This is a genomic window from Tessaracoccus sp. ZS01 (assembly GCF_022342445.1).
In the GTDB taxonomy this organism is placed as follows: Bacteria; Actinomycetota; Actinomycetes; order Propionibacteriales; family Propionibacteriaceae; genus Arachnia.
On sequence record NZ_PQFE01000002.1, the window covers coordinates 50794 to 74295 of the forward strand.

Consider the following 23502-nt stretch of genomic DNA (forward strand, 5'->3'; position numbering starts at 1 on the left):
GGGCCGTCGCCGTGACGGACCGGCCACCTACTCGACGGTGACCGACTTCGCCAGGTTGCGCGGCTGGTCCACGTCGTGGCCCTTCACCGTCGCCAACTCGCAGGCGAACAGCTGCAGCGGGACCACCGCGACCAGGGGCTGCAGCAGCGTGGACACCTTGGGCAGTTCGATGAAGTTCGACGCCACAGCGCGCGCCTCCTCGTCGTCGGCGTCGGCCAGGACGATCGTGCGGGCGCCGCGGGCACGCACCTCGGCGATGTTGGAGATGACCTTGTCGCGCAACTGATCGCGGCCGCGGGGCGGGACGATCACGAACATCGGCAGGCCTTCGGAGACGAGCGCGATGGGGCCGTGCTTCAGCTCTCCGGCGGCGAACCCCTCGGCGTGGATGTAGGCCAGTTCCTTCAGCTTCAGCGCGCCCTCCAGCGCCACCGGGTAGCCGGCGTGCCGGCCGAGGAACAACACCGACGTGGCGTCGACGAGTTCGGCGGCGAGGTCCAGCACCGGCTGCTTGTTGTCCAGCACCTGCTGGATGGCGGCCGGCATCCGCTCGAGCTCTGCCAGCAGCGCGGCGATCTCGTCGCCGTACTTCATGCCGCGGACCTGCGCCAGGTACAGCCCGAGCAGGTAGCAGGCCACCAGTTGCGTGGTGAAGCCCTTGGTGGACGCGACGCCGATCTCCGGCCCCGCGTGGGTGTAGATCACGGCGTCGGATTCGCGCGGGATGGTGGAGCCGTTGGTGTTGCAGATGGCCACCACCTTGGCGTGCTGCTCGCGGGCGTGGCGGATGGCCATCAGGGTGTCGGCGGTCTCGCCGGACTGGGAGATGGTGACCACCAGCGTCATGGGGTCGACGATGGGGTCGCGGTAGCGGAACTCGGAGGCCAGCTCCACCTCGCAGGGGATGCGGGTCCAGTGCTCGATGGCGTACTTGGCCACCAGGCCGGCGTAGAAGGAGGTGCCTGCGGCGACGATCACGATCTTGTTGATCCGGCGCAGGGTCTCCGGGCTGATCCGCAGTTCGTCGAGGACGAGTTCGCCGCGCTCGTTGAGGCGGCCGAGCAGCGTATCGGCGACCGCGGTGGGCTGCTCGAAGATCTCCTTGCGCATGAACCAGTCGTAGCCCTGCTTCTGCGCGGCCTCCAGGTCCCAGTCAACGTGGAAGTCCTTGGTCTCGGCGGGGCCGCCGTCGAACGTGGTGACGTTGACGCCCTCAGGCGTGATCTCCACGATCTGGTCCTGGCCGAGTTCGACGGCGTCACGGGTGTGCGCGATGAACGCGGCCACGTCTGAGGCGAGGAAGTACTCGCCGTCGCCCCTGCCCACCACGAGCGGGGAGTTGCGCCGGGCCGCCACGATCCGGTCAGGGTCCTGCGCGTCGACGGCGACGAGGGTGAAGGCCCCTTCAAGCTTGGCCGCGACGGTGCGCATGGCCTCCACGAGGCTGGCTCCCCCGTGCACTTCCTTGTTCAGCAGGTGCGCGGCGACCTCGGAATCGGTCTCCGAGGTGAACGTGGCGCCGTTGAGTTCCGCGCGCAGCTTGTCGTGGTTCTCGATGATGCCGTTGTGCACGATGGCGATGCGCTCTGCGACGTGGGGGTGCGAGTTGGCATCGTTGGGCGCGCCGTGGGTGGCCCACCGGGTGTGGCCGATCGCGACGGCGCTGCGGGGCAGGGGGTCCTCATCGATGGCCGCTGACAGGTTGGCGATCTTGCCAGCACGCTTGCGCCAGGCGATCTGCCCGTCATGCGGCATGGCGATGCCGGCCGAGTCATAGCCGCGGTACTCGAGGCGGCGCAGGCCGCTCAGTACAACGTCGAGTCCGTCACGGGTTCCGAGGTATCCAACGATTCCACACACGTCGAAAACCGTACAGCACCCTTGTCCACTTCTTGACATTGACACTTCGAAGTGCTGAATACCGCCGCCCGTGGTGGGCACTTCCGCTGGGCGCGCCTGCCCCGGAGACACGCCGGGCGTATGCTTGCTGGCTGCACACCCAGCAACCGAGGAGCGCTGTGCCCGAACCGTACGTCACGCTGCAACGCCGCGCGTGGGCCGAGAAGTCGAACGCCACCCAGATCAATCTCGACGAAGAGACGCTGAACAGGTTGAGGGGCCTCGGCGACCCGACGAGCCAGCTGGACATCGCGGAGGTCTACCGGCCACTCACGCAGTTGCTGCACCTGCACATGGTCAACACCGGCCGGCTCTACGCCCAGTCCAACGACTTCCTCGGCCTCAACGTGCAGCGCACACCGTTCGTGATCGGCGTGGCCGGCTCCGTGGCGGTGGGGAAATCGACGGTGGCGCGCCTGTTGCAGGAACTCCTGCGCCGCGCCCCCGGCACCCCCAAGGTGGACCTCATCACCACCGACGGTTTCCTCTATCCCAACGCAGAGCTCCAGCGTCGAGGGCTCCTGGACCGCAAGGGCTTCCCCGAGTCCTACAACCGGCGGGCGCTCCTCCAGTTCGTGATGGGCGTCAAATCCGGCGAACCCCGTGTGCTGGCCCCCGTCTATTCGCATCTCGTCTACGACATCGTGGAGGGCGAGCATATCGTCGTGGAGAGCCCGGACATCCTCATCGTCGAGGGTCTCAACGTGCTGCAGCCCGCCCGGATCGAGGCCGACGGCCACCCGGGCCTGGCGGTGAGCGACTTCTTCGACTTCACGGTCTACGTGGACGCCAAGGAGGAGCACATCAAGGAATGGTTCCTGGACCGCTTCCTCACCCTCCGGGAGACCGCCTTCCAGGACCAGCGCAGCTTCTTCCGCCGTTTCATGGACCTGTCCGACGCCGAATCGGTCGAGCTCGCCGGCCAGATCTGGGACACCATCAACGGCCCCAACCTGCGGCAGAACATCACGCCCACGCGGGAGCGCGCCACGGCCATCCTGGTCAAGGACCGCGACCACACGATCAAGGCCATCCGCATCCGCAAGGTCTAGCGGTTCCCCAGGATCGCCTGCTGTGGGTCTGCGCCAGCAGCGTAAAGTGGCGGCCATGATCGCACCCTCTGACCCATCCGAGAACCGCCGGGACCCCTATTCCGAGGCGTTCAAGAAGTTCATCGTCCAGGATTGGGAGCCCTACTCCGACGTCCTGCCGGAGAAGCTGCCCGCCAGCGAGTGGACGGCCGCGCGCCGCGAGACGTTGGCGGCGGAGTACGCCGGCCAGACGCTCGTCATCCCCGCGGGCCCGCTCAAGGTGCGTTCCAACGACACCGACTACCGGTTCCGCCCGCACACCGCGTTCACCTACTACAGCGGCTTGGGCGAGGACCGCGAGCCCGACGCCGTCCTCGTCATCCGCGACGACGAGGCCACCCTCTTCTTCAAGCCCCGCGCCCCGCGCACGGACCGTGAGTTCTATGCGGATTCGCGCTACGGCGAAGTGTGGGTGGGCAAGCGTGATTCCCTCGAAGAGATGGCCGCGGCCACCCAGCTGAACTGCCGCGCCATCGCCGACCTCCCCGAGGTGCTGCGCGAGGCCGGGAACCGCACGCTCGTCATCCGCGACGCGGACCCGGCGATCACCGAGATGGTCGACCAGGCGCGCGGAGACCTGGCCACCGCGCTCGACGCCGACCTGGCCCGCTCCGTCTCCGAGGCCCGGTTCGTCAAGGACGAGTTCGAGGTGGGCGAGATGAAACGCGCGATCGACGCCACCCGCGTCGGGTTCGAGGCCGTGGCCCGCGAGCTGCCCGCCGCAGTCAGGAACGGCCGGGGCGAGCGCTGGGTGGAGGGCATCTTCGGCCTGCACGCCCGGCATCTGGGCAACGCCGTCGGGTATGACACGATCTCCGCCGGCGGCGACCATGCCAACACGCTGCACTGGATCCGCAACGACGGCGACCTCGTCGACGGCGACCTCCTCCTGCTCGACGCGGGCGTCGAGGTCAACACCCTCTACACCGCCGACGTGACCCGCACCATGCCCGTCAACGGCACCTTCACCGAGCCGCAGCGCCGCGTCTACGAGGCAGTGCTGGCCGCGCAGACGGCGGGCATCGAGGCGTGCCGCAAGGGCAACCTGTTCGCCGACGTGCACCAGGCCGCCATCACGGTGTTGGCCCAGTTCTTCGAGGAACTGGGCATCCTCCCGGTGTCCGCCGAGGAGTCGCTGTCCGAGGAGGGCGGCTTCCACCGTCGCTGGATGGTGCACGGCACCAGCCACCACCTCGGCCTCGACGTGCACGACTGCGCCAGCGCCCGCGCGGAGCTGTACCGCGGCGGAACGCTGAAGGCCGGCATGATCATCACGGTGGAGCCGGGCATCTACTTCAAGCAGGGCGACCTGTTGGTGCCCGAGGAGTACCGCGGCATCGGCATCCGGATCGAGGACGACATCCTGATCACTGACGGCGACCCGGTCAACCTGTCCCAGTCGCTGCCCCGTGAGGCTGACGCCGTCGAGAAGTGGATGAAGAAACTCCGCGACGCCGGGTGACGGTTCCCTGAGCCGGGCGCCCAGCGCCCGGCCGAGGGGTTCCCGTCCGCCGGCTCAGCAGACCTCAGTCTTCGGACTCGCTCACGACGCGGCTGGCGAGCGGGCGCTCCAGGAGCCCGCGCAGCAGCTCAGCGACCTGCACCGGATGCGACACCGGCACCATGTGTGCCGCGCCGTCGACGACGTGCAGCGCCCCCCGCAGCACACCCTCAGCGACAGCCTCGACGTTCGCCATCGGCGTCGACGAGTCGCGCTCGCCGGCGATCATCATCACGGGGATGCGGATCAGGCTGAGGTCGTCGCGCACGTCGTGCTCGGCCAGGGCCCGGCACAGCTGGGCGTAGGAGTGGTCGTCCGCCGAAGCCAGACCCTCCATGATCGTGTTGACGGCTGCGGGCTGCTCGGCCCGGAACGCCGGGGTGAACCACCGCTTCGTGGTCTCCTCCACGAGCTGCTGCGTGCCCCGCTCCTCCACGGCTTCAGCGCGCGCGAGCCAACGGTCCGGCTCCCCCACCTTGGCCGAGGACGCCACCACGGCGACGGCCGCAAAAGTCTTGTCGTAGTCGCGTGCCAGGTGCAGCGCGGTGGCTCCGGAGAGCGACAGCCCGGCGAAGTAGACGGGCACGTCCTCACCGAGATCCGCGCGGACCTCCTTGGCCACCTCGGCGATCGCTGCCGCGACGGTGTCGAGCGACGGCGTGTCGGCGTCGTCCCAGGCCATGGCAACGGCGGTGCCCGGCAGGTCCACGAACACGACGCGCACGTCGTCGATCAACTCAGCGGCCACCTTGGTCCACTGATGCACGGCGTTGCCGCCGAGGCTCGGTCCGACTATCAGTACCCGCTCTGCGGGCGAGTTGGGGTTGTAGTAGCTCCAGTTGAGATCCATGCGGCACTCCTCACGACTCGGTGGCTTTAACCTACCGGAGTCCCCCGCAGGCCTGAAGGGTGGCTCCGGTTGCCTCAGCCGACGCGGAGGCCGAGCGCCTGGACGACGGAACCCAGGCCCTGGTGCCCCATACCCTCGAAGATCCGTCGCTCGAGTAGGCGCACGTCGAGGTGCCAGCCCTGCCAGTCCGCCGCCACGTCGTCGCGCTTCAGCAGGAGGTCCACGTCCTTCGGCCCGCCCGTGCCGAGCGAGAGCTGGGCCGGCGTGTACGCCTCCAGGATCAGCTTGGCGCCCGGCGCCGACTGGCGCGTGACCACCTCGGCCACGCGTCGGCGCAGATCAGGCGGCAGGTGCACGAAGATCGACACCACGGCATCCCACTGCTCGAGCGGGTCCGGGTTGTGTACCCAGTCGGCCAGGTCGACGTGCCACGTCTCGAGTTCGACGCCCTTCTCCGCAGCGAGGGCCGCCGCCTTGTCGAGGGCGACGCGGGAGAAATCCAGGCTCACGACGCGGTGCCCCAACCCGGCGAGGTGGACGCCGTTGCGGCCCTCGCCGTCGCCCAGGCACAGCACCCGTGAGTTGGGCTTGAGCAGGAAGGACTGCTGCTTCAGGAAATCGTTGGGGCGGTACCCGTAGAAGTAGTTCGGATGCGAGTAACGGTTGTCCCAGAACTCCGCCGTCACTCGAAGAGCGCCGCTCGTGCGCCGGGGCGCTGCATCAGCAGGTCCCGCGCTGACTGGGCAACGCGGTGTTCGGCGAGCACCTCGTAGCTGGCCGCCACGGTGACTCGCTGCGAGTTGAAATCGCGCTTGCCGCCGCTCATGGCGTACGTGAGGCCCTGGGCGATGATGCCGAACAGGATGCCCATGGCCAGGCCCACCCACAGCATGGTGGCGTTGCCGCCTCCCACGAAGAACATCAGCATGAGACCCACGAGCAGGCCGGTCATGACGCCCGACGCGGCGCCGGCGGCGATCACGCCGCCCCAGGTGCGACGACCCGTGACGCGTTCCAGCAACTTGAGGTTGGTGCCGACGATCATGATGTTCTCGACGGGGAACTTGTTGTCGGCCAGGTAGTCGACGGCGGACTGAGCCTCTTCATACGTCGAGTACTCGACGACGTGCTGCGGGTAGTTGAGCTTCATCAACTTCCCCATGGGCGATGCGGGCTCGGCCATTGTGTCCTCCTTGAACCACTTTCAAGCCTACGCGACCCCGCAGACGGCGCTCACCGGGTTTCAGCGATGCGGGCGAGGAGGGTCCGGGCCAGTTTCACGCCGGCCTCGTCGACCATCTCGTCGCCGAGCAGCACCGCGCCGACGCCGCGCTCCGCGGCCCGGTCAGCCGCGTCCACCATCGCCCGGGCGCGCTCGATCGCCTCTTCCGACGGGGTGAAGACCTCAGTCCCCGCCGCCACCTGCGTGGGGTGCAACACCCATTTGCCGTCGTAGCCCAGGGCCGCGACCCTCCTGGCGGCGGCCCGGAAGCCGTCGAGGTCGTGGATGGCGACGTAGGGCCCGTCGACCGCCTGCAGCCCGTTCGCCCGGGCGGCGACGAGGATCTGGGCGAACACGTGGTGCAGCGGATCCCCCGGGTAGCCGTCGACCAGGGCGCCGACGCCGAGGCCGGGCATGCCCAGTGAGGCCATCATGTCGCCGGGGCCCATCGTCAATGACTCCAGCCGGGGGCTGGCCGCTGCGATGGAATGTACGGCGGCGAGGCCGCGCGCGTCCTCGATGATCGCCTCGATCCCGATGCGCCCGACCGCCAGACCGTGCTCGCGCTCAACCTGGGTGAGCAGCAGGTCGAGGGCCTCGACCTGCCCCGGGGTCGAGACCTTCGGCAGGATCACGCTGTCCACGGCGGCCCCTGCCCCACCGATCACCTCGAGCACATCCCCATATGTCCACGGCGTCATCCAGTCGTTGACACGCACCGACACCGTCGACGCCTTCCACGTCAATGTGCGCAGGGACTCGACGATCAACCCGCGAGCCTCCCTCTTCGCGCCCACCGCCACGCCGTCCTCGAGATCGAGGAACACCTCGTCGACGTCGAGCCCGGTGGACTTCGCGATGAACCGCTCACTCGAACCGGGCACTGCGAGGATGGTGCGCCTGGCGCGCTGGTGCCTACCGGTCATTTCCGCTCCGTTCCCAGTACATTTACCCCCATGGTCAGCAAAGATACGCAGGTCTTCATCTCGCGTGTGCTGGGCATGCCCATCGTCGACGCGGCCGGTGACCAGGTGGGGCGCGTGAAGGATGTGGTGTGTTTCCTCCGCGCCGACGGCCGCGCGCCGCGGGTGAAGGGCCTCGTGGCCGAACTGTTCGCCAGGGCCCGCATCTTCGTGCCGATGATCCGCGTGCACGACATCAGCCCCAACCAGGTGGCCATCCTCGGCCAGGTGGACACCCGTCGTTTCCAGCGACGCGAGGCCGAGGTCCTCGTGGCCGCGGACCTGCTCGACCGCAACATCCACCGCGACCGCCCCACGCGCATCGAGGACATCTCCATGGCCCAGGTACGCAACCGCGAATGGGAACTCGCCACGGTGGCCTTGCGTGCGTCCACCGGCGTCGGCCGCTTCGGGTTCGGTGGCCGCGGCAAGCCCGAGGTGGTCTCCTGGAAGGAGATCCCAGACCTCATCCTGTCCACCGGCCGCACCGCCGCTCACCTCATCGCCGAGTTCACCGACATGAAGGCCGCCGACATCGCGCAGGAACTCCACGACCTGGAGCCGGAGTCGCGGGCCGAGGTCATCGACGCGCTCGACGACGACGTCCTCGCCGAGGCCATCGAGGAACTCCCCGAGGACGAGCAGATCGAGCTCATCTCGCAGCTCGACATGGAGCGCGCCGCAGACGTCCTGTCCGAGATGGACCCCGACGACGCGGCAGACCTCATGCGCGACCTACCGGCCGATGTGGCCGAGGACCTCCTCCAGCGCATGGAGCCCGAGGAGCAGGCCGACGTGCGCCGCCTCATGGCTTACGAGGAGTTCACCGCCGGCGGCATGATGACGCCGGAGCCGATCATCCTCGACACCGACGCCACCGTCGCGCAGGCCTTGGCCCACGCCCGCGTCGAGGCGCTCACCCCCGCGTTGGCCTCGATGGTGTTCATTACGCGCCCGCCGCTGGAGACGCCGTCGGGCCGCTACGTCGGGGCGGTCCACATCCAGCGACTGCTCCGCGAGCCCCCCACCATCATGGTGACCACTCTCATCGACGACAACCTGGAGCCGTTGCGCCCCCACACCCCGCTCGCGCAGGTCAGCCGCTTCTTCGCGACGTACAACCTCGTCGTGGCCCCCGTGGTCAACGAGGAGGGGCACCTGGTGGGCGCGGTGACGGTCGACGACGTGCTCGACCACATGCTCCCCGACGACTGGCGAGGTGACCTCATGGACGAGGTGGACGCCAGCGAGGTGAGCGAGGTTGCCGATGTCTGAGCGCAATCCACTCTCGACGCCGGGCCGGCGTTCCTGGCTGCCCAAGGTCGCCGTCGACTCCGAGACGTTCGGCATCTTCGCGGAGAGCTTCGCGCGCTTCATGGGCACCGCGAAGTTCCTCGTCTACATGACGGTCTTCGTCATCGTCTGGGTGATGATCAACCTCATCGGGCTGTTCGGGCTGAAGTGGGACCCGTACCCCTTCATCCTGCTGAACCTGTTCTTCTCGACGCAGGCCTCGTACTCCGCGCCACTGATCCTGCTGGCCCAGAACCGTCAGGAGGTGCGCGACAAGTTGAGCCTCGACGAGGACCGCCGGGTGGCGCAGCAGTCGCGGGCCGACATGGACTTCCTGGCGCGCGAGATCGCCGCGATCCGCATGCATCTGGGCGACCTGGCCACGCGCGACTTCGTCCGTGGTGAACTACGTGTCGAACTGCGTGAGCTGGCGGAACGGCTGGAACGCGCAGATGACAAGACGGATAAGAAGGAGGCTCGGTGACGGGACGGCGAGACACGCGCAACGAGGTGCACCCCGACGAGGTCTCCGAGGTGGTCGAATCGGCCACGGAGGTGCGCTGGTTCGGCGTCGTCCTGCTGATCGGCCATCTGGCACTCATCGTGTTGGGCGCCATCTCCCTGTGGCGGATCGCCGGCGGATGGTGGCTGGGGGCCGTGGTGGCCGCGCTGTTCGTGTTGGGCTACTTCGCCCTGTGGCGCTACCTGCTGGCCCCGGGTTCGCGGACCCGCCTGGGCTACCGCGAGCGGTTGACGGTGAGCGTGGTACTTGGCCCCGCCGTCGTCGTGGTGGCCAGCCTGGCCGGGCTCTGGGTGCCTGCACTCGTGGCCACCTGCGTGATGATCCTCGGCGACGCCCTCAACTCCCGGCGCTGACCACCAGCTTGACGAGCGTCAATCCCCACGGCGGACCCGATACCCCGGGGCGGTACACCCCGGGTACCGTGGAGGACACAAGCACCTCCAGATATGAAGGACACCGTGACTGAACACCCGCTGCTCCCGCACGTCCGCGCCGCACTCCACACCGTGGAGGATCCCGAGATCCGGCGCCCCATCACCGACCTGGGCATGGTCGACGACATCCAGGCGAGCGACGACGGCACCGTGTTCGTCCGCGTCCTCCTGACGGTCTCCGGCTGCCCCATGCGCAGCGAGATCACCGGCCGGGTCACGAAGGCAGTTGAGGCCGTCGAGGGCGTCTCCGCCGTCAACGTCGAACTCGGCGTGATGAACGACGAGCAGCGTCAGGCGATGCGCTCGATGCTGCGCGGCGGCGCCGTCGAACGGAAAATCCAGTTCGCGGAGCCCGGCAACCTCACGCGCGTCATCGCGGTGGCCTCCGGCAAGGGCGGCGTCGGCAAGTCGTCGGTCACGGTCAACCTCGGCCTGGCGCTGGCCAGGCAGGGTCGCTCCGTCGGCATCCTCGACGCGGACATCTACGGCCACTCCATCCCGGACCTCCTCGGCCTGGGCGACGCGCGCCCCACCGTCGTCGACGACATGATCATGCCGGTGCCCGCCAGCGGGGGTCTCAAGGTGATCTCCGTGGGCATGCTGAAGCCCTCGCGTGACCAGGTGGTCGCCTGGCGCGGGCCCATCCTGGACCGGGCGCTCACCCAGCTGCTGGCGGACGTGTACTGGGGCGACCTCGACTACCTGCTTCTCGACCTGCCGCCCGGCACCGGCGATGTCGCCATGTCGTTGGGCCAGAAGATCCCGAGCTCCGAGGTGCTCGTCGTGACCACCCCGCAGTCGGCAGCCTCGGAGGTCGCCGAACGTGCCGGCACCATGGCGCACATCCTCGAGCAGCGTGTGATCGGCGTCGTGGAGAACATGAGCTGGCTCGAGAGCACCTGTCCCCACTGCACCGAGACCCACCGGATCGAGCTGTTCGGCTCCGGCGGCGGCACGCTCGTTGCCGAGGCGCTCACGGACCGCGTCGTCTACGACGTGCCGATGCTCGCCCAGATCCCGTTCGACGAGCAGCTGCTCGCCGGCGGAGACCGTGGCCTGCCCATCGTGGAGAGCCACCCGGAGCACCCGTCGGCCACCGCCATCATCGACCTGGCCAACCAGATCGCGGCCTCCAGGCGCGGGCTCGTCGGGCACCGGCTACCCCTGTCCACCAACGCCTGAGGCAGCCGTGATCGTCATCGTCTGTTTCGCCCCGCTCTCCCACGCCGACGCCGTACGCGCCGCGCTGGCCGAGGGCGGGGCGGGACAGCTCGGTGCATACTCGGCCTGCAGCTTCAGTGCCCCGGGCGAGGGCCGGTTCCGCCCCACTGACGCGGCGGATCCGTTCATCGGCACCAGCGGTGAGCTCACCGTGGTGGAGGAGGTGCGGATCGAGGCCGTGTGCACGCGCGAGCAGGCGAGGGCTGCCATCGACGCCATGCTGTCCGTCCACCCCTACGAGGTGCCGGCCTGGCACGCCTATGAGGCACTGGACCCGGAGCTGATCTAGGTCGCCTCGGGATCGAAGGGCGAGGCGACGGGGCCGGCGAGTGCCAGAGCGTCCGCAGGAGGCTCGTCCAGCGCCGACCCGTCCGCCGCGGCGTTCTTCAGCGCATTCACGTTCGCCGCGCTCTTCACCTCTGCGGCTGTCGACTTCAGCGTGTCCTGTGCCTCGAGCAGTTCGCGCTTGGCGTCTTCGATGAGGGCCACCTCCTCGCGCAACTGCTTGGCGATGAAGGCCTTCGGGTGCAGGTCACGCAGCTCCAGGTCTGCGTACTCGGGGCCCAGTTCGGTGGCCAGCGTGGTCTTGGCGTTGTTCGCCACATCCCGGAAGAAGACGAAGAGCCGCGCCGCCTTGCGCGAATACTCGGGGAGCTTCTCGGGGCCGAACATGAGCACGGCCAGCACGAGGATGATGACGAGATCCGTCGCACTGATGCCAAACACGGCTATAGGCTACCCGGCCGCAGCCGGATCAGCGCACCCTGGTCAAACGAACGAGCCCGCCGGCGATTTTCTCGGCGATCGTCTCGCGGTACGCCTCGGGCTCCGGGAGCTCTCCAGCGATGGCCTTCATCATGGCCGGGGAGCAGTCGCAGGCCACCGAGAGCACCCCGTCGCCCGCCTGCCAGACCTCCACCGTCATGTCCGCCGCGCGGTCACTCTCGGTGAGGGCGCCGTCGCCGAGCACGCCGATGGTCCAGTCCACGACGGCGGTGTGGTAGCCGTCGGAGTAGACCAGGCTCATCGACGGCGACTCATCCTTCTCCGCCGACGAGTAGGCCACCAGCGACATGCCGCCGACCTCGTGGGGGCAGACCTCCAGACCGACACACCAGTTGTCAGCCTCCGACGATGAGGCGGGCTGGAGTGAGATCAACTGGGTTGAGTCGTCCGGCTCGAACGACGCATCGTCCAGGGAGAGTTGCTTGTAACCGACGGCCAGGTTGACCCGTCCGAGGGCGTCGTAGCGTTCGGCCCAAAGCATGATGCCGGTGGCGGCGTCCACCCACCATCTGGCGGCCGGGAGCTCCCCGGCGTTGGCCTGGATGCGCACTGCGTTGCGTCCCGCCACCTGCTCCGTGGTGCCGCTGCGGGAGTATTCCCAGCCCCAGGGCGCCTCGACGGGGCTGACGCCCACCTCGGGGAGGAAGGCCGAGCCGAACAGGTCGCCGCGCACGTCGAGTACTTCCAGTTGGGCGCCGAAGCCGGCCATCTTCGTGGTGCGGACGTCTGCGGTGCGGTAGCGGCCTTCGCCGTCGCTGGCCCAGACCCGCTGCGTTCCGGTGAGGCTGTAATCAGCGTCTGCGGCGCGGCGCAGGAGGTTGGCGGCCAGTTCACGGGTGATGGGCAGCGATTCAGTCTCGGAGCTGAGCGGCACGTAGCTCTCCGGGGCGCCGAAATCTGCGCCGCGCTCGTTGGCGAGCAGCATGGCACCGACGGCCTCGTTGACGCTGATGGCGGTCAGTGACCGGGAGTACTGCTCCCGCGCGGCCTTGACCGGATCCGAGACCTTCACGGGCGTGGGTGCAACCAGCACCGCGATCACGACGGCGGACACCATCACGGCGAGCAGCGCGACGCCACCCTGATAGGCCAGTTGGGCCCTGCGTCGGCGTTGGGAGGGCAGGTCACCGGCCCCGTGTGCCATGTAGAGCGGGGTGGCGGCGTGTTCGCCGGCGATGTTCTCGAGCCGGGCGGCCAGCGAATCAGGGGTGCCGGTGGAGCGGTAGGTGCTCAGCTTCGAGCACACGTCGCTGATGGCCCGCACTTCCTCGCAGCAACTGTCACAGCCGGCGAGGTGGTAGGTCACCTGCTCCCAGCGTTTGGGCGGCAGCGTCCCGTCGGCGTAGGCCGACAGATCTGGGTGGAATTTCTCGCAGGGGCCTTTGGCCATTCAGGACACTCCGGCATAGCGCGTTCGTCCCCCGGTGGGCGCACGGTGCGCGAGTGCTTCGCGCAGTGCTGCCCTGCCGCGGGCGATCCGGGAACGCACCGTGCCGAGCTTCACGTCGAGAACCTTGGCGATCTCTTCGTAGCTCAGCCCCTCAATGTCGCACAGGACCACCGCGACGCGCTGCTCAGGGCTGAGCGCGCGCAGGGCGGCCGAGACGTCGGCGTCAAGCTCGGCGTCGTCGTGCAGTTCCTCGGGACCGGTGCTTTCGCCCCACACATGGTCTGGGGCCACAGACAGGGCGTCCATGCGGATGCGCTGCTTGCGGCGGGCCTGGTCGAGGAAGAGGTTTGTCGTGATTCGGTGCAACCAGCCCTCGAGAGTCCCGGGCTGGAAATTGTGGATCGACTTGAACACGCGCACGAACACGTCCTGGGTAAGGTCTTCCGCGTCGTGCTGATTGCCGGTGAGGCGGTAGGCGAGGCGATACACCTGTGCGGAATGGTCGCGGACCAACTCCTGCCAGGTGGGCGCGACCCAAGTGTGCGCGACGGCCTTAGCCGTCTTGCTTCCTCGGAACATAGGGGGCCTCTCCATACCCGGATACCTTGCCAGAGCAACCTGTGAACAAGCTGTGACTCTCTAGGTATAACGCTCCGCGCTCCCGGATAGTTCCCTGCAGGCTGAATCGCCCGGGCGAGGCGGCGGGACGGTGGACGTGCTCACCCTCGGCTCGCGTCCTGTCTTGGGGGACAGAGCCGATGACAACACCGACCTGAAGGAGTGGCCGGTGACGGGGGGTTGCAAGTTCATGACGCAAAGCCCGGCCGCCGCCAGGGTCATGGTTGCCAGGACTCAGCGACCAGCAGCGGCGCACCCCGGCACCGGACGCTCCGAACACAACGTCGGTGAGGTTTCGGCGCCAGGCACCACACAAGAGAAACTGTAGAGCCGCGCGCGGGGCATGAAGGACGCGAGTCCAGAGTCCACCCCTGGCCGCACGAGCGCAACGTCGCCGAACGAGGTCACGGGAACACTCGCGTCCTTCTTGCCCCGGGGGCGGCGGCAACGGCCGCGACTCAGTCCTTGACCGCCACCAGCAGGCCGTTGCCCACCGGAAGCAGCGCCTGGGTGTAGGACTCAGACTGGGTGATCGCCTCGAGGGCTTCACGGATGATGATGACCTCGTCGGACTCGTCCGAATCATCGGCGACCTTGTTGTGCCACAGCACGTCCCGCACGATCAACAGCCCACCGTGGCGGAGCAGGCGCAACGCACCGGCGACGTACTCGACGTACTCCAGCTTGTCGCCGGAGATGTAGACGATGTCGTAGGCCCCGTCGCGCAACTTCGGCATCACCTCGATGGGCGAGCCGGCGATCAGGCGGAACCGCGACGTCGGGAACCCCGCCTTCAGGAAGAACTCGCGTGCCGGGATCTGGTTGTCCGCCTCCACGTCGATCGACGTCAGGATGCCGTCGGAGCCCATGCCCTCGAGGAACGTCAGCCCGGTGGCGCCCATCATCGTGCCGATCTCGACGACGTGGCCGGCCCCGATGGCCCGCGTCAGCACCTTCAGGAGGGCGATCTCGCCCGTGGTCACCGGCGTGACGCCGGACACGGTTGCTTCATCACGCGCCTCGGCGACGACTTCGGACGGCGACACATGGTCCTCCGCAAAGGTCCAGCTGGCTGCGGTGGGGTTCTCGACAGGAGTGCTCACGGCCACAGCCTACTAAGGCACGGCGCGTCTTGACCTAAGATGTGGCGCATGAGTCCAGACGACGACATGATGCCGGTGTTCGGCCGGGTTCTCACCGCGATGGTGACGCCCATGACCCCCGATGGTCGGGAGGTCGATTATGCGCAGTGCGCGCGCTTGGCCGCTCATCTGGTGGACGATCTGGGCCACGACGGTCTCGTCGTGAACGGCACCACCGGCGAGTCGCCGACCACCACGGATGTCGAGAAGCGCCAGATCCTCGACGCGGTCATCACCGCCGTCGGCGACCGCGCGAGCATCGTGGCCGGCGTGGGCACCTTCAGCACCGCGCACACCGTCGACCTGGCGCAGCAGGCCGCGTCGATGGGCGCCGACGGGCTGCTCGTCGTCACCCCCTACTACTCCCGTCCGCCGGCTGACGCGCTGGAGGCGCACTTCGTCACCGTCGCCGATTCCACGGACCTTCCCGTGATGCTCTACGACATCCCCCACCGCTCGGGTATCCCCATTCCGGAAGACATGCTGATCCGCCTGGACGGGCATCCCCGGATCCGGGCGGTCAAGGACGCCAAGGCCAACATCGTGTCCACCTCGACGGTGCTGTCCCGCACCAACCTGGCGTACTACGCCGGCGACGACGCGTACCTGCTGCCACTGCTGGCTGTGGGCGGCGTGGGCGTTGTGGGCACGTCCACCCACTTCACGGCCCCTGCGGCCCGTGAGATCATCGAGCACTTCCTGGCCGGTCGCGTGCCCGAGGCCATCGCCGCGAACCAGCACGTGCTGCCCGCCTTCCAGGGCGTCTTCGCGACGCAGGGCTGCATGATGGTCAAGGCCGCACTCGGCCTGCGGGGCTTCGACGTCGGCCCGTGCCGCGCGCCGATGGGCCGCGTCGCGGACGGCGTGGCTGAGGCGTACGTCGACCTGTTGGCGAACCTCGGCTTCGCAGCCTGATCCCCACCTGCACAGAGAATCGGGCCCGGCGCCGTGCCGGGCCCGATTCGCGTGGGTGGGGTCAGTCGCGTGGAACGGTGACGTTCTTGCCGATGGTCACGACGCCGCCGGCGGAGACGTCGAAGCCGCGGGCCTTGTCGTGCTCGGGATCCACACCGATCTGCACGCCGTCGGGCACCACCACGTTCTTGTCGAGGATGGCGTGGCGCACCACCGCGTCGCGGCCGATCTTCACGTTCTCCATCAACACCGAATCCGAGACCTGCGCCCACTTGTCCACGCGGACGTTGGGGCTCAGCACCGTGCGCTCCACCTCGCCGCCGGAGATGATGCAACCCGGCGTCACGATGGAGTCCTCGGCGCGGCCGCGGATGACGAACTTGGCGCCCGGGGCCTGCACCTGGTCTGTCCAGATGGGCCAGTCCTCGTTGTACAGGTTGAACTCCGGGTCGACGCTGACGAGATCCATGTGCGCCTCGTGGAACGCATCGATGGTACCCACGTCGCGCCAGTAGTTGACGTCCTTCTCCGTGGCTCCGGGGACGATGTTGTCCTTGAAGTCGTACACCTGGGCCTCGCCCTGCTCGGTGAACCACGGGATGATGTCACCGCCCATGTCGTGGCGGGCCGTCGGGTTCTCGGCGTCCGCCTTCAGCGCCTCGATGAGGGCCTTGGTGGAGAACACGTAGTTGCCCATGGACGCGAACGATTCGTGCGGCGAATCCGGCAGGCCGGGCGGGTCTGCGGGCTTCTCCAGGAAGTTCTTGATGCGGTTGTCCGCCGCTGCGTCGATGATGCCGAAGGCGGAGGCTTCCTTCCGCGGCACGCGGATGCCGGCGACGGTGGCGCCGAGTCCGGAGTCGATGTGCGCGTCGAGCATCTGCTCGATGTCCATGCGGTAGATGTTGTCGGCGCCGAAGACCACGATGTAGTCGGCGTCCGCGTCGAGGATCAGGTTCAGCGACTGGTAGATGGCGTCTGCGGAGCCCTGGTACCACCGGGGCCCCAGTCGCTGCTGTGCCGGCACCGGGGCGACATAGTTGCCCAACATGGTGGAAAACCGCCACGTCTTGGCGATGTGGCGGTCGAGGGAGTGGGACTTGTACTGGGTGAGCACTGCGATCTGCCGCAGGCCCGAGTTCGCGAGGTTCGACAGCACAAAATCGATGAGGCGGTATGTGCCGCCGAAGGGCACTGCGGGCTTGGCCCGATCGGCCGTCAACGGCATGAGCCGCTTCCCCTCACCACCAGCAAGAACGATTGACAAGACTCTGGGGCGTGCGACCATGCCCTGAACCTATTGCCTTTCCAGCCCATTTGCGTTCGTTTCCATGAATTTGCACCTCTTGTCTCGGGCACTGAGACAGAACCGATATGCAACGATGTTCGCATGACGATGAAGCTGTCCCTGCTGACCCGGGAGTACCCCCCGTCGATCTACGGCGGAGCGGGGGTTCACGTCGCCCAACTGGTGCCCCAACTCCGCGCCCTCATCGACGTGGAAGTCCATTGCATGGGCGAGCCACGCGACGGCGCCACCGCCCACGCCGAGAGCTTTCCGCCGGGCGCGAACGCGGCGCTGCGGGTGCTCGGGGCGGACCTGTCGATGGCCGCGGCGGTGGGTGACGTGGACATCGTCCACTCCCACACCTGGTACGCCAACATGGGCGGTCACCTGGCCGCGCTGATGCGCGACATCCCGCACGTGGTGACGTCCCATTCGCTCGAGCCCCACCGTCCCTGGAAGGCCGAGCAGTTGGCGGGGGGCTACCGCGTCTCGTCGTGGGCCGAGAAGACCGCCTACGAGGCCGCCGACGCGGTCATCTCAGTCAGCGCCGGGATGCGCCGCGACGTGCTCGAGTCCTACCCCAACCTTGACCCCGCCAGGACACACGTCGTGAAGAACGGCATCGACACCGACGAGTTCCGGCCGGATCACGAAACCACGGTCCTGCGGGAGCTCGGCGTGGACCTGGACCGCCCGTCGGTCGCCTTCGTGGGCCGCATCACCCGGCAGAAGGGCCTGGTGCACCTCGTGCGGGCGGCCACCCAGTTCGACCCGGACACCCAGGTGGTGCTGCTGGCCGGGGCCCCGGACACCCCGAAGATCGCGGCCGAGTTCGACGCGGCGTTCGTCGAGCTCCAGAAGCAGCGCACCGCGCCCGTCATCTGGGTGCAGGAGATGCTCCCCCGCGCCTCCGTGCGCCAGGTGCTGACCAACGCGACGGTGTTCGCGTGCCCCTCCATCTACGAGCCCCTCGGCATCGTCAACCTCGAGGCGATGGCCTGTGAGACTCCCGTGGTGGCCAGCGCCGTTGGCGGCATCCCGGAGGTCGTGGTCGACGGGGAGACGGGCCTGCTGGTCGCCTACGACCCCGCCCAGGCGGACGACCCCCGCTACGTCGCCGACTTCGAGGCGGGCTTCGCCGAGTCCATCAACCGCGTCACCCGCGACCAGGGCCTGGCAGAGCGGTTCGGGAAGGCCGGCCGGCAGCGCTGCATCGACGAATTCTCCTGGGCGAAGATCGCCCAGGAGACCGTCGACGTCTACCAGAGCGCGATCGAGGCGCATCGCTCCCGCTGAGGGAGCCAGAGTTGAACCAACCTGCAAGGGCCGCCCCGAGGGGCGGCCCTTGTCATGTTTCGGCGGGAACTCAGCCGACGACACCCTTGAGTGCATCGAGCAGCGAGGTGGCTTCCTGAGCGTTCATCTCAACGACCAGACGCCCACCTCCGTCAACGGGGACGCGCATGACGATGCCGCGGCCTTCCTTCGTGACTTCCATCGGACCGTCGCCGGTGCGGGGCTTCATCGCTGCCATCTGCAACCCTCATTCTTGTGACTAGACGAACTGCGTTGCGGTCCATTATTCCGCATCGGGCAGGTTCGTGCCCGCTTGGGCCACCAAAACCGGCTCCGCAGTGGGCGGCCGGAACGCGGCCTGGTCGTCTTCCACGACGCTGTCGTCGGCCATTTCCGGGAGTTGGGAGGGGCGTGGACGCTCGATCAGGTCGTCGACCACCTGCATGTCGTAACCGCGCCTGACGACGTCGAACGACTGCGTGCCGGCCGGTGCAGCACGGCCTGATGCGATGGCGGCGAGATAGGGGTCCACCTGCTCCGGGCGGTAGCCGGTGAATGCCCTGGGCACCCGCAACACCTCCAGGAATTCCGGGGTGACAGGACCTGCCGGGACGTTGCCCTTCGGCCTGTCGTTGACCGCTTCCTGCGGCATAGCGCCCAACGTGCCCGATCCGGCATAGACGGCGGCCCCCAGCACGGCGAGGGCTACCACGGAGATGGCGATCCACATGGGCTAAACAGTACCGAACTGCCCGGGCTCCCCCATCGCCTCGACCGCCTCGTCGACATCGTCGGTGAGCGTGATCAGGTCGAGGTCGCCGTCGGAGATGTAGCCGCCGCCCAGCACGGTGCCGCGCACCCAGTCGACCAGCGGCGACCAGTACTCGGTGCCGAACAGGATCATCGGGAAGTGCGTCACTTTGCCGGTCTGGATGAGGGTGAGCGCCTCGAACAGTTCGTCGAGGGTGCCGAAGCCACCCGGCATGGTGATGAAGCCCTGGCTGTACTTGAGGAACATCGTCTTGCGGACGAAGAAGTAGCGGAAGTTGATCCCCAGCGTGATGTAGTCATTGAGGCCCTGCTCATGCGGCAGCTCGATGCCGAGCCCGACGGAACAGCCGTCGGCGTCCATGGCGCCCTTGTTGCCGGCCTCCATGATGCCCGGGCCGCCGCCGGTGATGATGGCGAAGCCCTTCTCCACGAGCTTCCTGCCGAGCTCTTCGCCGGCTTGGTACATGGGCGAACCCGGCTTGGTGCGCGCGGACCCGAAGATGCTGACGGCGGGGGGAAGGCCGGCGAGGGCGTCGAAGCCGTCGACGAACTCCGACTGGATCCGCAGCACCCGCCACGGGTCCCAGTGGGTCCACCCCTGCTTGCCCTCCTTCTCCAGCAGCGCGCTGTCGGCCATGGGCTGGTTGAGCTCCTGGCCGCGCAACACGACGGGGCCCTGGCGCCGACGGCGTCCGGGGTCAAGGTCCTGGGGGCGGGGTTCGGTCATGAGTGGGCCTCCTCAGCGGCGGTGAGCCAGCGGGTGAGCCCCGCGGCGCATTTCTCCAGGTCGGACACGGGGCAGAACTCGTCGTCGCGATGTGCATAGGCCGGGTCCCCGGGACCGTAGTTGACGGCCGGTACACCGAGCGCGCTGAAGCGGGCGACGTCGGTCCAGCCGTACTTGGGGCCCGCAGGCTCGCCGATGGCGTCGACGAATTCGCGCGCGAGCGGCAGGGTGAGCCCGGGACGGGCAGCGGGTGACAGGTCGGTGACTTCCATCTCGTACCCGGTGAACCACCGCCCCAGCAGCGCGAGCGCCTCGTCGCCGGACTTGTCCGGCGCGTAACGGTAGTTGATCGTGAGAGTGGCCCGGGGCGGGATGACGTTGGAGGCCATACCACCGGAAATGGCCACGGCGTTGAGCCCCTCGCGGTAGACGAGCCCGTCCACCTCGATCTCCTCGCCCCGGTACTGCGCCAGCGTCTGCAGGGCGGGGGCCAGATCGTGGATCGCGTTGTGACCCATCCAGGACCTGGCGCTGTGGGCTGCGGTGCCGGTCGTCGAGAGTTCGACGCGGATGGTACCCTGGCAGCCGCCCTCGATGTGGGCGGAGGTGGGCTCCATCAGCACGGCGAAATCCGCCTCGATGAGGTCTGGCCGGTTACGCGCCAGGCGGCCCAGCCCGTTGCGGGTGGCCTCCACCTCTTCGTGGTCGTAGAAGATCCAGGTGACGTCGCGGTTGGGGGCCGTCAGGGTTTCCGCCAGGTGCAGCATGACGGCGACGCCGCCCTTCATGTCGCAGGCGCCCCTGCCCCAGATGCGGTCACCGTCGGCGTGTTCGATCAGCCGCGACGGCAGGTTGCCCGCCACCGGAACCGTGTCGAGGTGTCCGGCCACGACCACCCGCTCACCCCGGCCGAGGGCGGTGCGGGCGACGACACAGTCGCCGTCGCGGAAGACCGTCAGATGAGGCAATCGTTGGAGGCGGCGCTCGACGAGGTCTGCCAGTTCGCGTTCGTTCCCCGACACGGACTCGACGTCCATGATCTCCTGCAGCAATCGGGCCAGATCAGAAACCATGGTGACGAGACTATCCACTCTGTTTACCCACCCGAAGAACCACATCTAGATTTGGTGTCATGCGCGGCCCCAAATCTGGATTCGGGGTGATCGGCGCCGGGCGTCGGATCTAGATGTGGTGTGGTCCAGAACCCCGAATCTAGATTCGGGTCAGGCAGCGACGGGGTGCGCGAAGCAACCGACCGGTTGCGCCGAACAGCTGGGGCAGGTCACCAGCCGGACGCGGCACGCCAGGTCCGCGCAGTTCACCAGCTGCGAGGTGGCCGTGCCGCACCGGTGGCACGCGCCGATGGGCTCGGCTCCTTCGGGCGCCACGGTCTCCCGCGCGTCGAAGACGGTGAGCGCGCCCTTCCACCTCGACGTCGACCCGAAGCGCTCCAGGTAGCGCACGATGCCACCGTCGAGCTGGTAGACCTCCTCGAACCCGCGGTCCTTCATGAGGGCACTGAGGATCTCGCAGCGGACGCCTCCGGTGCAGTAGGTGATGACAGGGCGGGTCTTGAGGTGGTCGTACTTGCCGGAGTCCAGTTCGGCCACGAAATCAGGGGTGGTGACCACATCGGGGACGACGGCGCCGTCGAAGCGGCCCACCTCCGCCTCAATCCTGTTGCGGCCGTCGAAGAAGACGACGTCCGGCCGGTCCGCCGCGAGCGCGTCCACCTCGTCGGGCGTCAGCCGCACTCCCCCGCCGACCACACCGTCGGTGGTGACTTCGAGGTCCGGCACGCCGAAGGCGACCAGTTCCGGCCGGGTCCTGACCGACAGTCGAGGGAAGTCGAGCGAGGCGCCCCTGCCATCGAGGCCCGTGCCGGGCGACCACTTCTCATCGAGTTCCCTGAACGGCGCGAACTGCTTCGTCGCGCGGAGGTAGGCCTTGCAGGCGTTGAGTTCCCCGCCGAGCGTGCCGTTGATGCCGTGGGGCGACACGATGATGCGGCCACGCAGCCCCAGGCGGGTACACAGCTCGAGTTGCCACAGCTTCACCGCCTCGGGGTCTGCCAGCGGCACGAACCGGTAGAACAGCAGGATCTTCGGCACGGACATGGCTGGGAGTGTACCGACGCACCACGGGGCCGCTCCCCAAGGAGCGGCCCCGTGTGTGCTGAGGGATGGATCAGTGGCTGTCGAGGACCTGACCCGAGCGGTCACGCGTCATCAGGACGGCGACGAACGAGATCGCGGCGCACGCGGCCACGAAGACACCCACGAGCCACCAGTTGTTGGTCGTGCCGACGAGAGCCGTGGCGATCAGCGGGGCCGGGCCGCCGACGATGGCGGCGCCCACCTGGTAGCCGAGCGAGATGCCGGTGTAGCGGACATCGGCGGTGAACGACTCTGCCAGGAAGGTGCCCATGAGGGCTCCGTAGATGGACCAGATGGCGCCGAAGCCGACGACGGTGGCCAGCGTGAGGAGGAGGACCGACTTCTGGTTGATCATCCAGAAGTAGGGGAAGATGTACGCCACAGCCAGCGCCGTGCCGATCAGGTACATCGGCTTGCGGCCGACCCGGTCCGACAGCGCACCGAGGGCGAGCATGCAGGGCACCGCCACGACGGCGGCGAAGAGCACGGCGCCGAGGGCCTGACCCCGGGTGAAGCCCAGGCCCACCGCGTAGCTGACGGAGTACGTCGCGAAGATGAAGAACGTGGAGGTCTCGATGAACTTGGCGCCGATGGCCTTGAGCACCGAGGGCCACTGGGTCTTGAAGATCTCGACGATCGGGACCTTGACCTCTTTGCGCTCAGACTTGATCTTGCGGAACGCGGGGGTCTCGTCGACCTTGGCGCGGATCCAGAGGCCGAACATGACCAGCAGTGCCGACAGGAGGAAGGGGATGCGCCAGCCCCAGCTGAGGAAGGCGTCCTCGGGCAGGAGCCAGTCGAGGAACCAGAGGGTCAGGTTGCCCAGGGCGAGGCCGAGGAGCGCGCCGGTCTGCGGGACCGCGCCGTAGAAGCCGCGCTTCTTGCGCGGGGAGTATTCGACCGCCAGCAGCACGCCGCCGCCCCATTCGCCGCCCAGCGCAAGGCCCTGCACAAGGCGCAGCAGCGTGAGCAGGACGCCTGCCCAGGCGCCGATGGCGGCGTGGGTGGGCAGCAGGCCCATCAGGGCCGTCGAGACGCCCATGAGGGAGAGCGTGAAGACGAGCGTCTTCTTGCGGCCGATGCGGTCGCCGATGTGGCTGAAGATGACGCCGCCGATGGGGCGCACCAGGAAGGCCAGCGCGAACGAGGCCAGTGAGAGCAGCGTCGAGGTGAGTTGGTCCTCCGAGGGGAAGAACAGGGGGCCGAACACGACCGAGGCCATGGTGCCGTAGAGGAAGAAGTCGTACCACTCCACGGTGGATCCGACCGCGGAGCCCATGAGGGCCTTGATCCGCGTTCCCCTGTCGATGTTCTCGACGTCGAATGAGTCTTCGTTGTTCTCATTGATGGGCTTGACGATATCGCCTTGTGCCAGTTTGCTCATGATGTGCTTCCTCCTTGAAGCAGGCGGGTCATT

At 68.0% G+C, this 23502-nt stretch carries 25 protein-coding genes; 9 read left to right on the forward strand and 16 right to left on the reverse strand.

Features of this window, described 5'->3' with window-relative positions; genetic code table 11:
- Positions 1–27 precede the first annotated feature (27 nt).
- Complete coding sequence (gene glmS, locus C3E87_RS03985; RefSeq protein ID WP_076059672.1) at positions 28–1860, reverse strand: glutamine--fructose-6-phosphate transaminase (isomerizing); 1833 nt, start codon at positions 1858–1860, stop codon at positions 28–30.
- Positions 1861–1991: 131 nt separating this feature from the next.
- On the opposite strand from glmS, the gene coaA reads away from it, so the two are divergent.
- Complete coding sequence (gene coaA / locus C3E87_RS03990; protein ID WP_076060152.1) at positions 1992–2951, forward strand: type I pantothenate kinase; 960 nt, start codon at positions 1992–1994, stop codon at positions 2949–2951.
- A gap of 55 nt (positions 2952–3006) precedes the next feature.
- The gene (locus tag C3E87_RS03995; protein ID WP_076060154.1) at positions 3007–4452 is read left to right on the forward strand and encodes an aminopeptidase P family protein; all 1446 of its coding nucleotides are present in this window, start codon (positions 3007–3009) and stop codon (positions 4450–4452) included.
- Between the two features lie 64 nt (positions 4453–4516).
- Here the strand turns inward: C3E87_RS03995 and C3E87_RS04000 are convergent, their stop codons facing one another.
- The 4 genes from C3E87_RS04000 to C3E87_RS04015 form a co-directional block, all read right to left on the reverse strand.
- A complete protein-coding gene (locus C3E87_RS04000) occupies positions 4517–5341 on the reverse strand; it encodes an alpha/beta fold hydrolase (protein WP_076059674.1) in 825 nt (274 codons plus the stop codon).
- Positions 5342–5415: 74 nt separating this feature from the next.
- Complete coding sequence (locus C3E87_RS04005; RefSeq protein WP_076059677.1) at positions 5416–6027, reverse strand: cyclopropane-fatty-acyl-phospholipid synthase family protein; 612 nt, start codon at positions 6025–6027, stop codon at positions 5416–5418.
- Entirely contained in the window at positions 6024–6524 is a 501-nt protein-coding gene (locus C3E87_RS04010) for a general stress protein (RefSeq protein WP_076059679.1), read from the reverse strand. The genes C3E87_RS04005 and C3E87_RS04010 overlap by 4 nt, the downstream gene beginning before the upstream one ends.
- 50 nt (positions 6525–6574) lie before the next feature.
- Entirely contained in the window at positions 6575–7489 is a 915-nt protein-coding gene (locus C3E87_RS04015) for a CoA ester lyase (RefSeq protein WP_076059682.1), read from the reverse strand.
- A gap of 30 nt (positions 7490–7519) precedes the next feature.
- On the opposite strand from C3E87_RS04015, the gene C3E87_RS04020 reads away from it, so the two are divergent.
- From C3E87_RS04020 to C3E87_RS04040, 5 genes are all read left to right on the forward strand, one after another.
- Positions 7520–8800: a magnesium transporter MgtE N-terminal domain-containing protein gene (locus C3E87_RS04020; RefSeq protein WP_076059684.1), complete on the forward strand. Its 1281-nt coding sequence runs from the start codon at positions 7520–7522 to the stop codon at positions 8798–8800.
- Positions 8793–9302, forward strand: a complete 510-nt coding sequence (locus C3E87_RS04025) for a DUF1003 domain-containing protein (protein ID WP_076059687.1) — start codon at positions 8793–8795, stop codon at positions 9300–9302. Before C3E87_RS04020 ends, C3E87_RS04025 begins: the two co-directional genes overlap by 8 nt.
- Positions 9299–9694 (forward strand): hypothetical protein, encoded by a 396-nt coding sequence (locus tag C3E87_RS04030; RefSeq protein ID WP_076059689.1) that lies wholly within the window; start codon positions 9299–9301, stop codon positions 9692–9694. Before C3E87_RS04025 ends, C3E87_RS04030 begins: the two co-directional genes overlap by 4 nt.
- Before the next feature lie 105 nt (positions 9695–9799).
- The gene (locus C3E87_RS04035) at positions 9800–10957 is read left to right on the forward strand and encodes an Mrp/NBP35 family ATP-binding protein (protein ID WP_369819255.1); all 1158 of its coding nucleotides are present in this window, start codon (positions 9800–9802) and stop codon (positions 10955–10957) included.
- Positions 10958–10964: 7 nt separating this feature from the next.
- Positions 10965–11285, forward strand: a complete 321-nt coding sequence (locus C3E87_RS04040; protein ID WP_076059694.1) for a hypothetical protein — start codon at positions 10965–10967, stop codon at positions 11283–11285.
- Here C3E87_RS04040 and C3E87_RS04045 read toward each other — a convergent pair.
- The 4 genes from C3E87_RS04045 to C3E87_RS04060 all read right to left on the reverse strand — a co-directional run bounded on the left by C3E87_RS04045 (position 11282) and on the right by C3E87_RS04060 (position 14893).
- Positions 11282–11722 carry a Sec-independent protein translocase subunit TatB gene (locus tag C3E87_RS04045; protein WP_076059696.1) on the reverse strand — a complete coding sequence of 147 codons (441 nt, stop codon included), beginning with the start codon at positions 11720–11722 and terminating at the stop codon, positions 11282–11284. The genes C3E87_RS04040 and C3E87_RS04045 overlap by 4 nt on opposite strands.
- A gap of 28 nt (positions 11723–11750) precedes the next feature.
- Complete coding sequence (locus C3E87_RS04050; protein WP_076059698.1) at positions 11751–13172, reverse strand: zf-HC2 domain-containing protein; 1422 nt, start codon at positions 13170–13172, stop codon at positions 11751–11753.
- The gene (gene sigE / locus C3E87_RS04055) at positions 13173–13751 is read right to left on the reverse strand and encodes an RNA polymerase sigma factor SigE (protein WP_076059700.1); all 579 of its coding nucleotides are present in this window, start codon (positions 13749–13751) and stop codon (positions 13173–13175) included. It lies immediately after the preceding gene.
- A gap of 497 nt (positions 13752–14248) precedes the next feature.
- The gene (locus C3E87_RS04060; protein ID WP_233120695.1) at positions 14249–14893 is read right to left on the reverse strand and encodes an O-methyltransferase; all 645 of its coding nucleotides are present in this window, start codon (positions 14891–14893) and stop codon (positions 14249–14251) included.
- A gap of 48 nt (positions 14894–14941) precedes the next feature.
- Between C3E87_RS04060 and dapA the strand changes: the two genes are divergently transcribed.
- Complete coding sequence (gene dapA, locus C3E87_RS04065; protein WP_083665391.1) at positions 14942–15847, forward strand: 4-hydroxy-tetrahydrodipicolinate synthase; 906 nt, start codon at positions 14942–14944, stop codon at positions 15845–15847.
- 61 nt (positions 15848–15908) lie between these two features.
- Here dapA and glgC read toward each other — a convergent pair whose 3' ends face one another.
- The gene (gene glgC / locus C3E87_RS04070; RefSeq protein ID WP_076059705.1) at positions 15909–17135 is read right to left on the reverse strand and encodes a glucose-1-phosphate adenylyltransferase; all 1227 of its coding nucleotides are present in this window, start codon (positions 17133–17135) and stop codon (positions 15909–15911) included.
- A 108-nt stretch (positions 17136–17243) separates the two neighbouring features.
- Here glgC and glgA point away from each other — a divergent pair, with 108 nt between their 5' ends.
- A complete protein-coding gene (gene glgA, locus C3E87_RS04075; protein ID WP_076060158.1) occupies positions 17244–18431 on the forward strand; it encodes a glycogen synthase in 1188 nt (395 codons plus the stop codon).
- A 70-nt stretch (positions 18432–18501) separates the two neighbouring features.
- Here the strand turns inward: glgA and C3E87_RS04080 are convergent, their stop codons facing one another.
- The 6 genes from C3E87_RS04080 to C3E87_RS04105 form a co-directional block, all read right to left on the reverse strand.
- The gene (locus C3E87_RS04080; protein ID WP_076059707.1) at positions 18502–18669 is read right to left on the reverse strand and encodes a DUF3117 domain-containing protein; all 168 of its coding nucleotides are present in this window, start codon (positions 18667–18669) and stop codon (positions 18502–18504) included.
- 45 nt (positions 18670–18714) lie between these two features.
- Positions 18715–19161 (reverse strand): hypothetical protein, encoded by a 447-nt coding sequence (locus C3E87_RS04085; RefSeq protein ID WP_076059709.1) that lies wholly within the window; start codon positions 19159–19161, stop codon positions 18715–18717.
- Between the two features lie 3 nt (positions 19162–19164).
- Positions 19165–19929, reverse strand: a complete 765-nt coding sequence (locus tag C3E87_RS04090; RefSeq protein ID WP_076059711.1) for a TIGR00730 family Rossman fold protein — start codon at positions 19927–19929, stop codon at positions 19165–19167.
- The gene (gene dapE / locus C3E87_RS04095; RefSeq protein WP_076059714.1) at positions 19926–21002 is read right to left on the reverse strand and encodes a succinyl-diaminopimelate desuccinylase; all 1077 of its coding nucleotides are present in this window, start codon (positions 21000–21002) and stop codon (positions 19926–19928) included. Before dapE ends, C3E87_RS04090 begins: the two co-directional genes overlap by 4 nt.
- Before the next feature lie 150 nt (positions 21003–21152).
- Complete coding sequence (locus tag C3E87_RS04100; RefSeq protein ID WP_076059716.1) at positions 21153–22046, reverse strand: rhodanese-related sulfurtransferase; 894 nt, start codon at positions 22044–22046, stop codon at positions 21153–21155.
- A gap of 70 nt (positions 22047–22116) precedes the next feature.
- Entirely contained in the window at positions 22117–23469 is a 1353-nt protein-coding gene (locus C3E87_RS04105; RefSeq protein ID WP_083665392.1) for an MFS transporter, read from the reverse strand.
- Positions 23470–23502: the final 33 nt, after the last annotated feature.

Excerpts from the sequence above, each read along its gene's own strand:
- C3E87_RS03995 (WP_076060154.1), top strand. The coding sequence starts at position 3,007 with ATGATCGCACCCTCTGACCCATCCGAGAACCGCCGGGACCCCTATTCC.
- C3E87_RS04000 (WP_076059674.1), bottom strand. The coding sequence starts at position 5,341 with ATGGATCTCAACTGGAGCTACTACAACCCCAACTCGCCCGCAGAGCGG.
- C3E87_RS04010 (WP_076059679.1), bottom strand. The coding sequence starts at position 6,524 with ATGGCCGAGCCCGCATCGCCCATGGGGAAGTTGATGAAGCTCAACTAC.
- C3E87_RS04015 (WP_076059682.1), bottom strand. The coding sequence starts at position 7,489 with ATGACCGGTAGGCACCAGCGCGCCAGGCGCACCATCCTCGCAGTGCCC.
- C3E87_RS04020 (WP_076059684.1), top strand. The coding sequence starts at position 7,520 with ATGGTCAGCAAAGATACGCAGGTCTTCATCTCGCGTGTGCTGGGCATG.
- C3E87_RS04025 (WP_076059687.1), top strand. The coding sequence starts at position 8,793 with ATGTCTGAGCGCAATCCACTCTCGACGCCGGGCCGGCGTTCCTGGCTG.
- C3E87_RS04050 (WP_076059698.1), bottom strand. The coding sequence starts at position 13,172 with ATGGCCAAAGGCCCCTGCGAGAAATTCCACCCAGATCTGTCGGCCTAC.
- sigE (WP_076059700.1), bottom strand. The coding sequence starts at position 13,751 with ATGTTCCGAGGAAGCAAGACGGCTAAGGCCGTCGCGCACACTTGGGTC.
- dapA (WP_083665391.1), top strand. The coding sequence starts at position 14,942 with ATGAGTCCAGACGACGACATGATGCCGGTGTTCGGCCGGGTTCTCACC.
- glgC (WP_076059705.1), bottom strand. The coding sequence starts at position 17,135 with ATGGTCGCACGCCCCAGAGTCTTGTCAATCGTTCTTGCTGGTGGTGAG.
- glgA (WP_076060158.1), top strand. The coding sequence starts at position 17,244 with ATGAAGCTGTCCCTGCTGACCCGGGAGTACCCCCCGTCGATCTACGGC.
- C3E87_RS04080 (WP_076059707.1), bottom strand. The coding sequence starts at position 18,669 with ATGGCAGCGATGAAGCCCCGCACCGGCGACGGTCCGATGGAAGTCACG.
- C3E87_RS04085 (WP_076059709.1), bottom strand. The coding sequence starts at position 19,161 with ATGTGGATCGCCATCTCCGTGGTAGCCCTCGCCGTGCTGGGGGCCGCC.
- C3E87_RS04090 (WP_076059711.1), bottom strand. The coding sequence starts at position 19,929 with ATGACCGAACCCCGCCCCCAGGACCTTGACCCCGGACGCCGTCGGCGC.
- dapE (WP_076059714.1), bottom strand. The coding sequence starts at position 21,002 with ATGGTTTCTGATCTGGCCCGATTGCTGCAGGAGATCATGGACGTCGAG.
- C3E87_RS04100 (WP_076059716.1), bottom strand. The coding sequence starts at position 22,046 with ATGTCCGTGCCGAAGATCCTGCTGTTCTACCGGTTCGTGCCGCTGGCA.
- C3E87_RS04105 (WP_083665392.1), bottom strand. The coding sequence starts at position 23,469 with ATGAGCAAACTGGCACAAGGCGATATCGTCAAGCCCATCAATGAGAAC.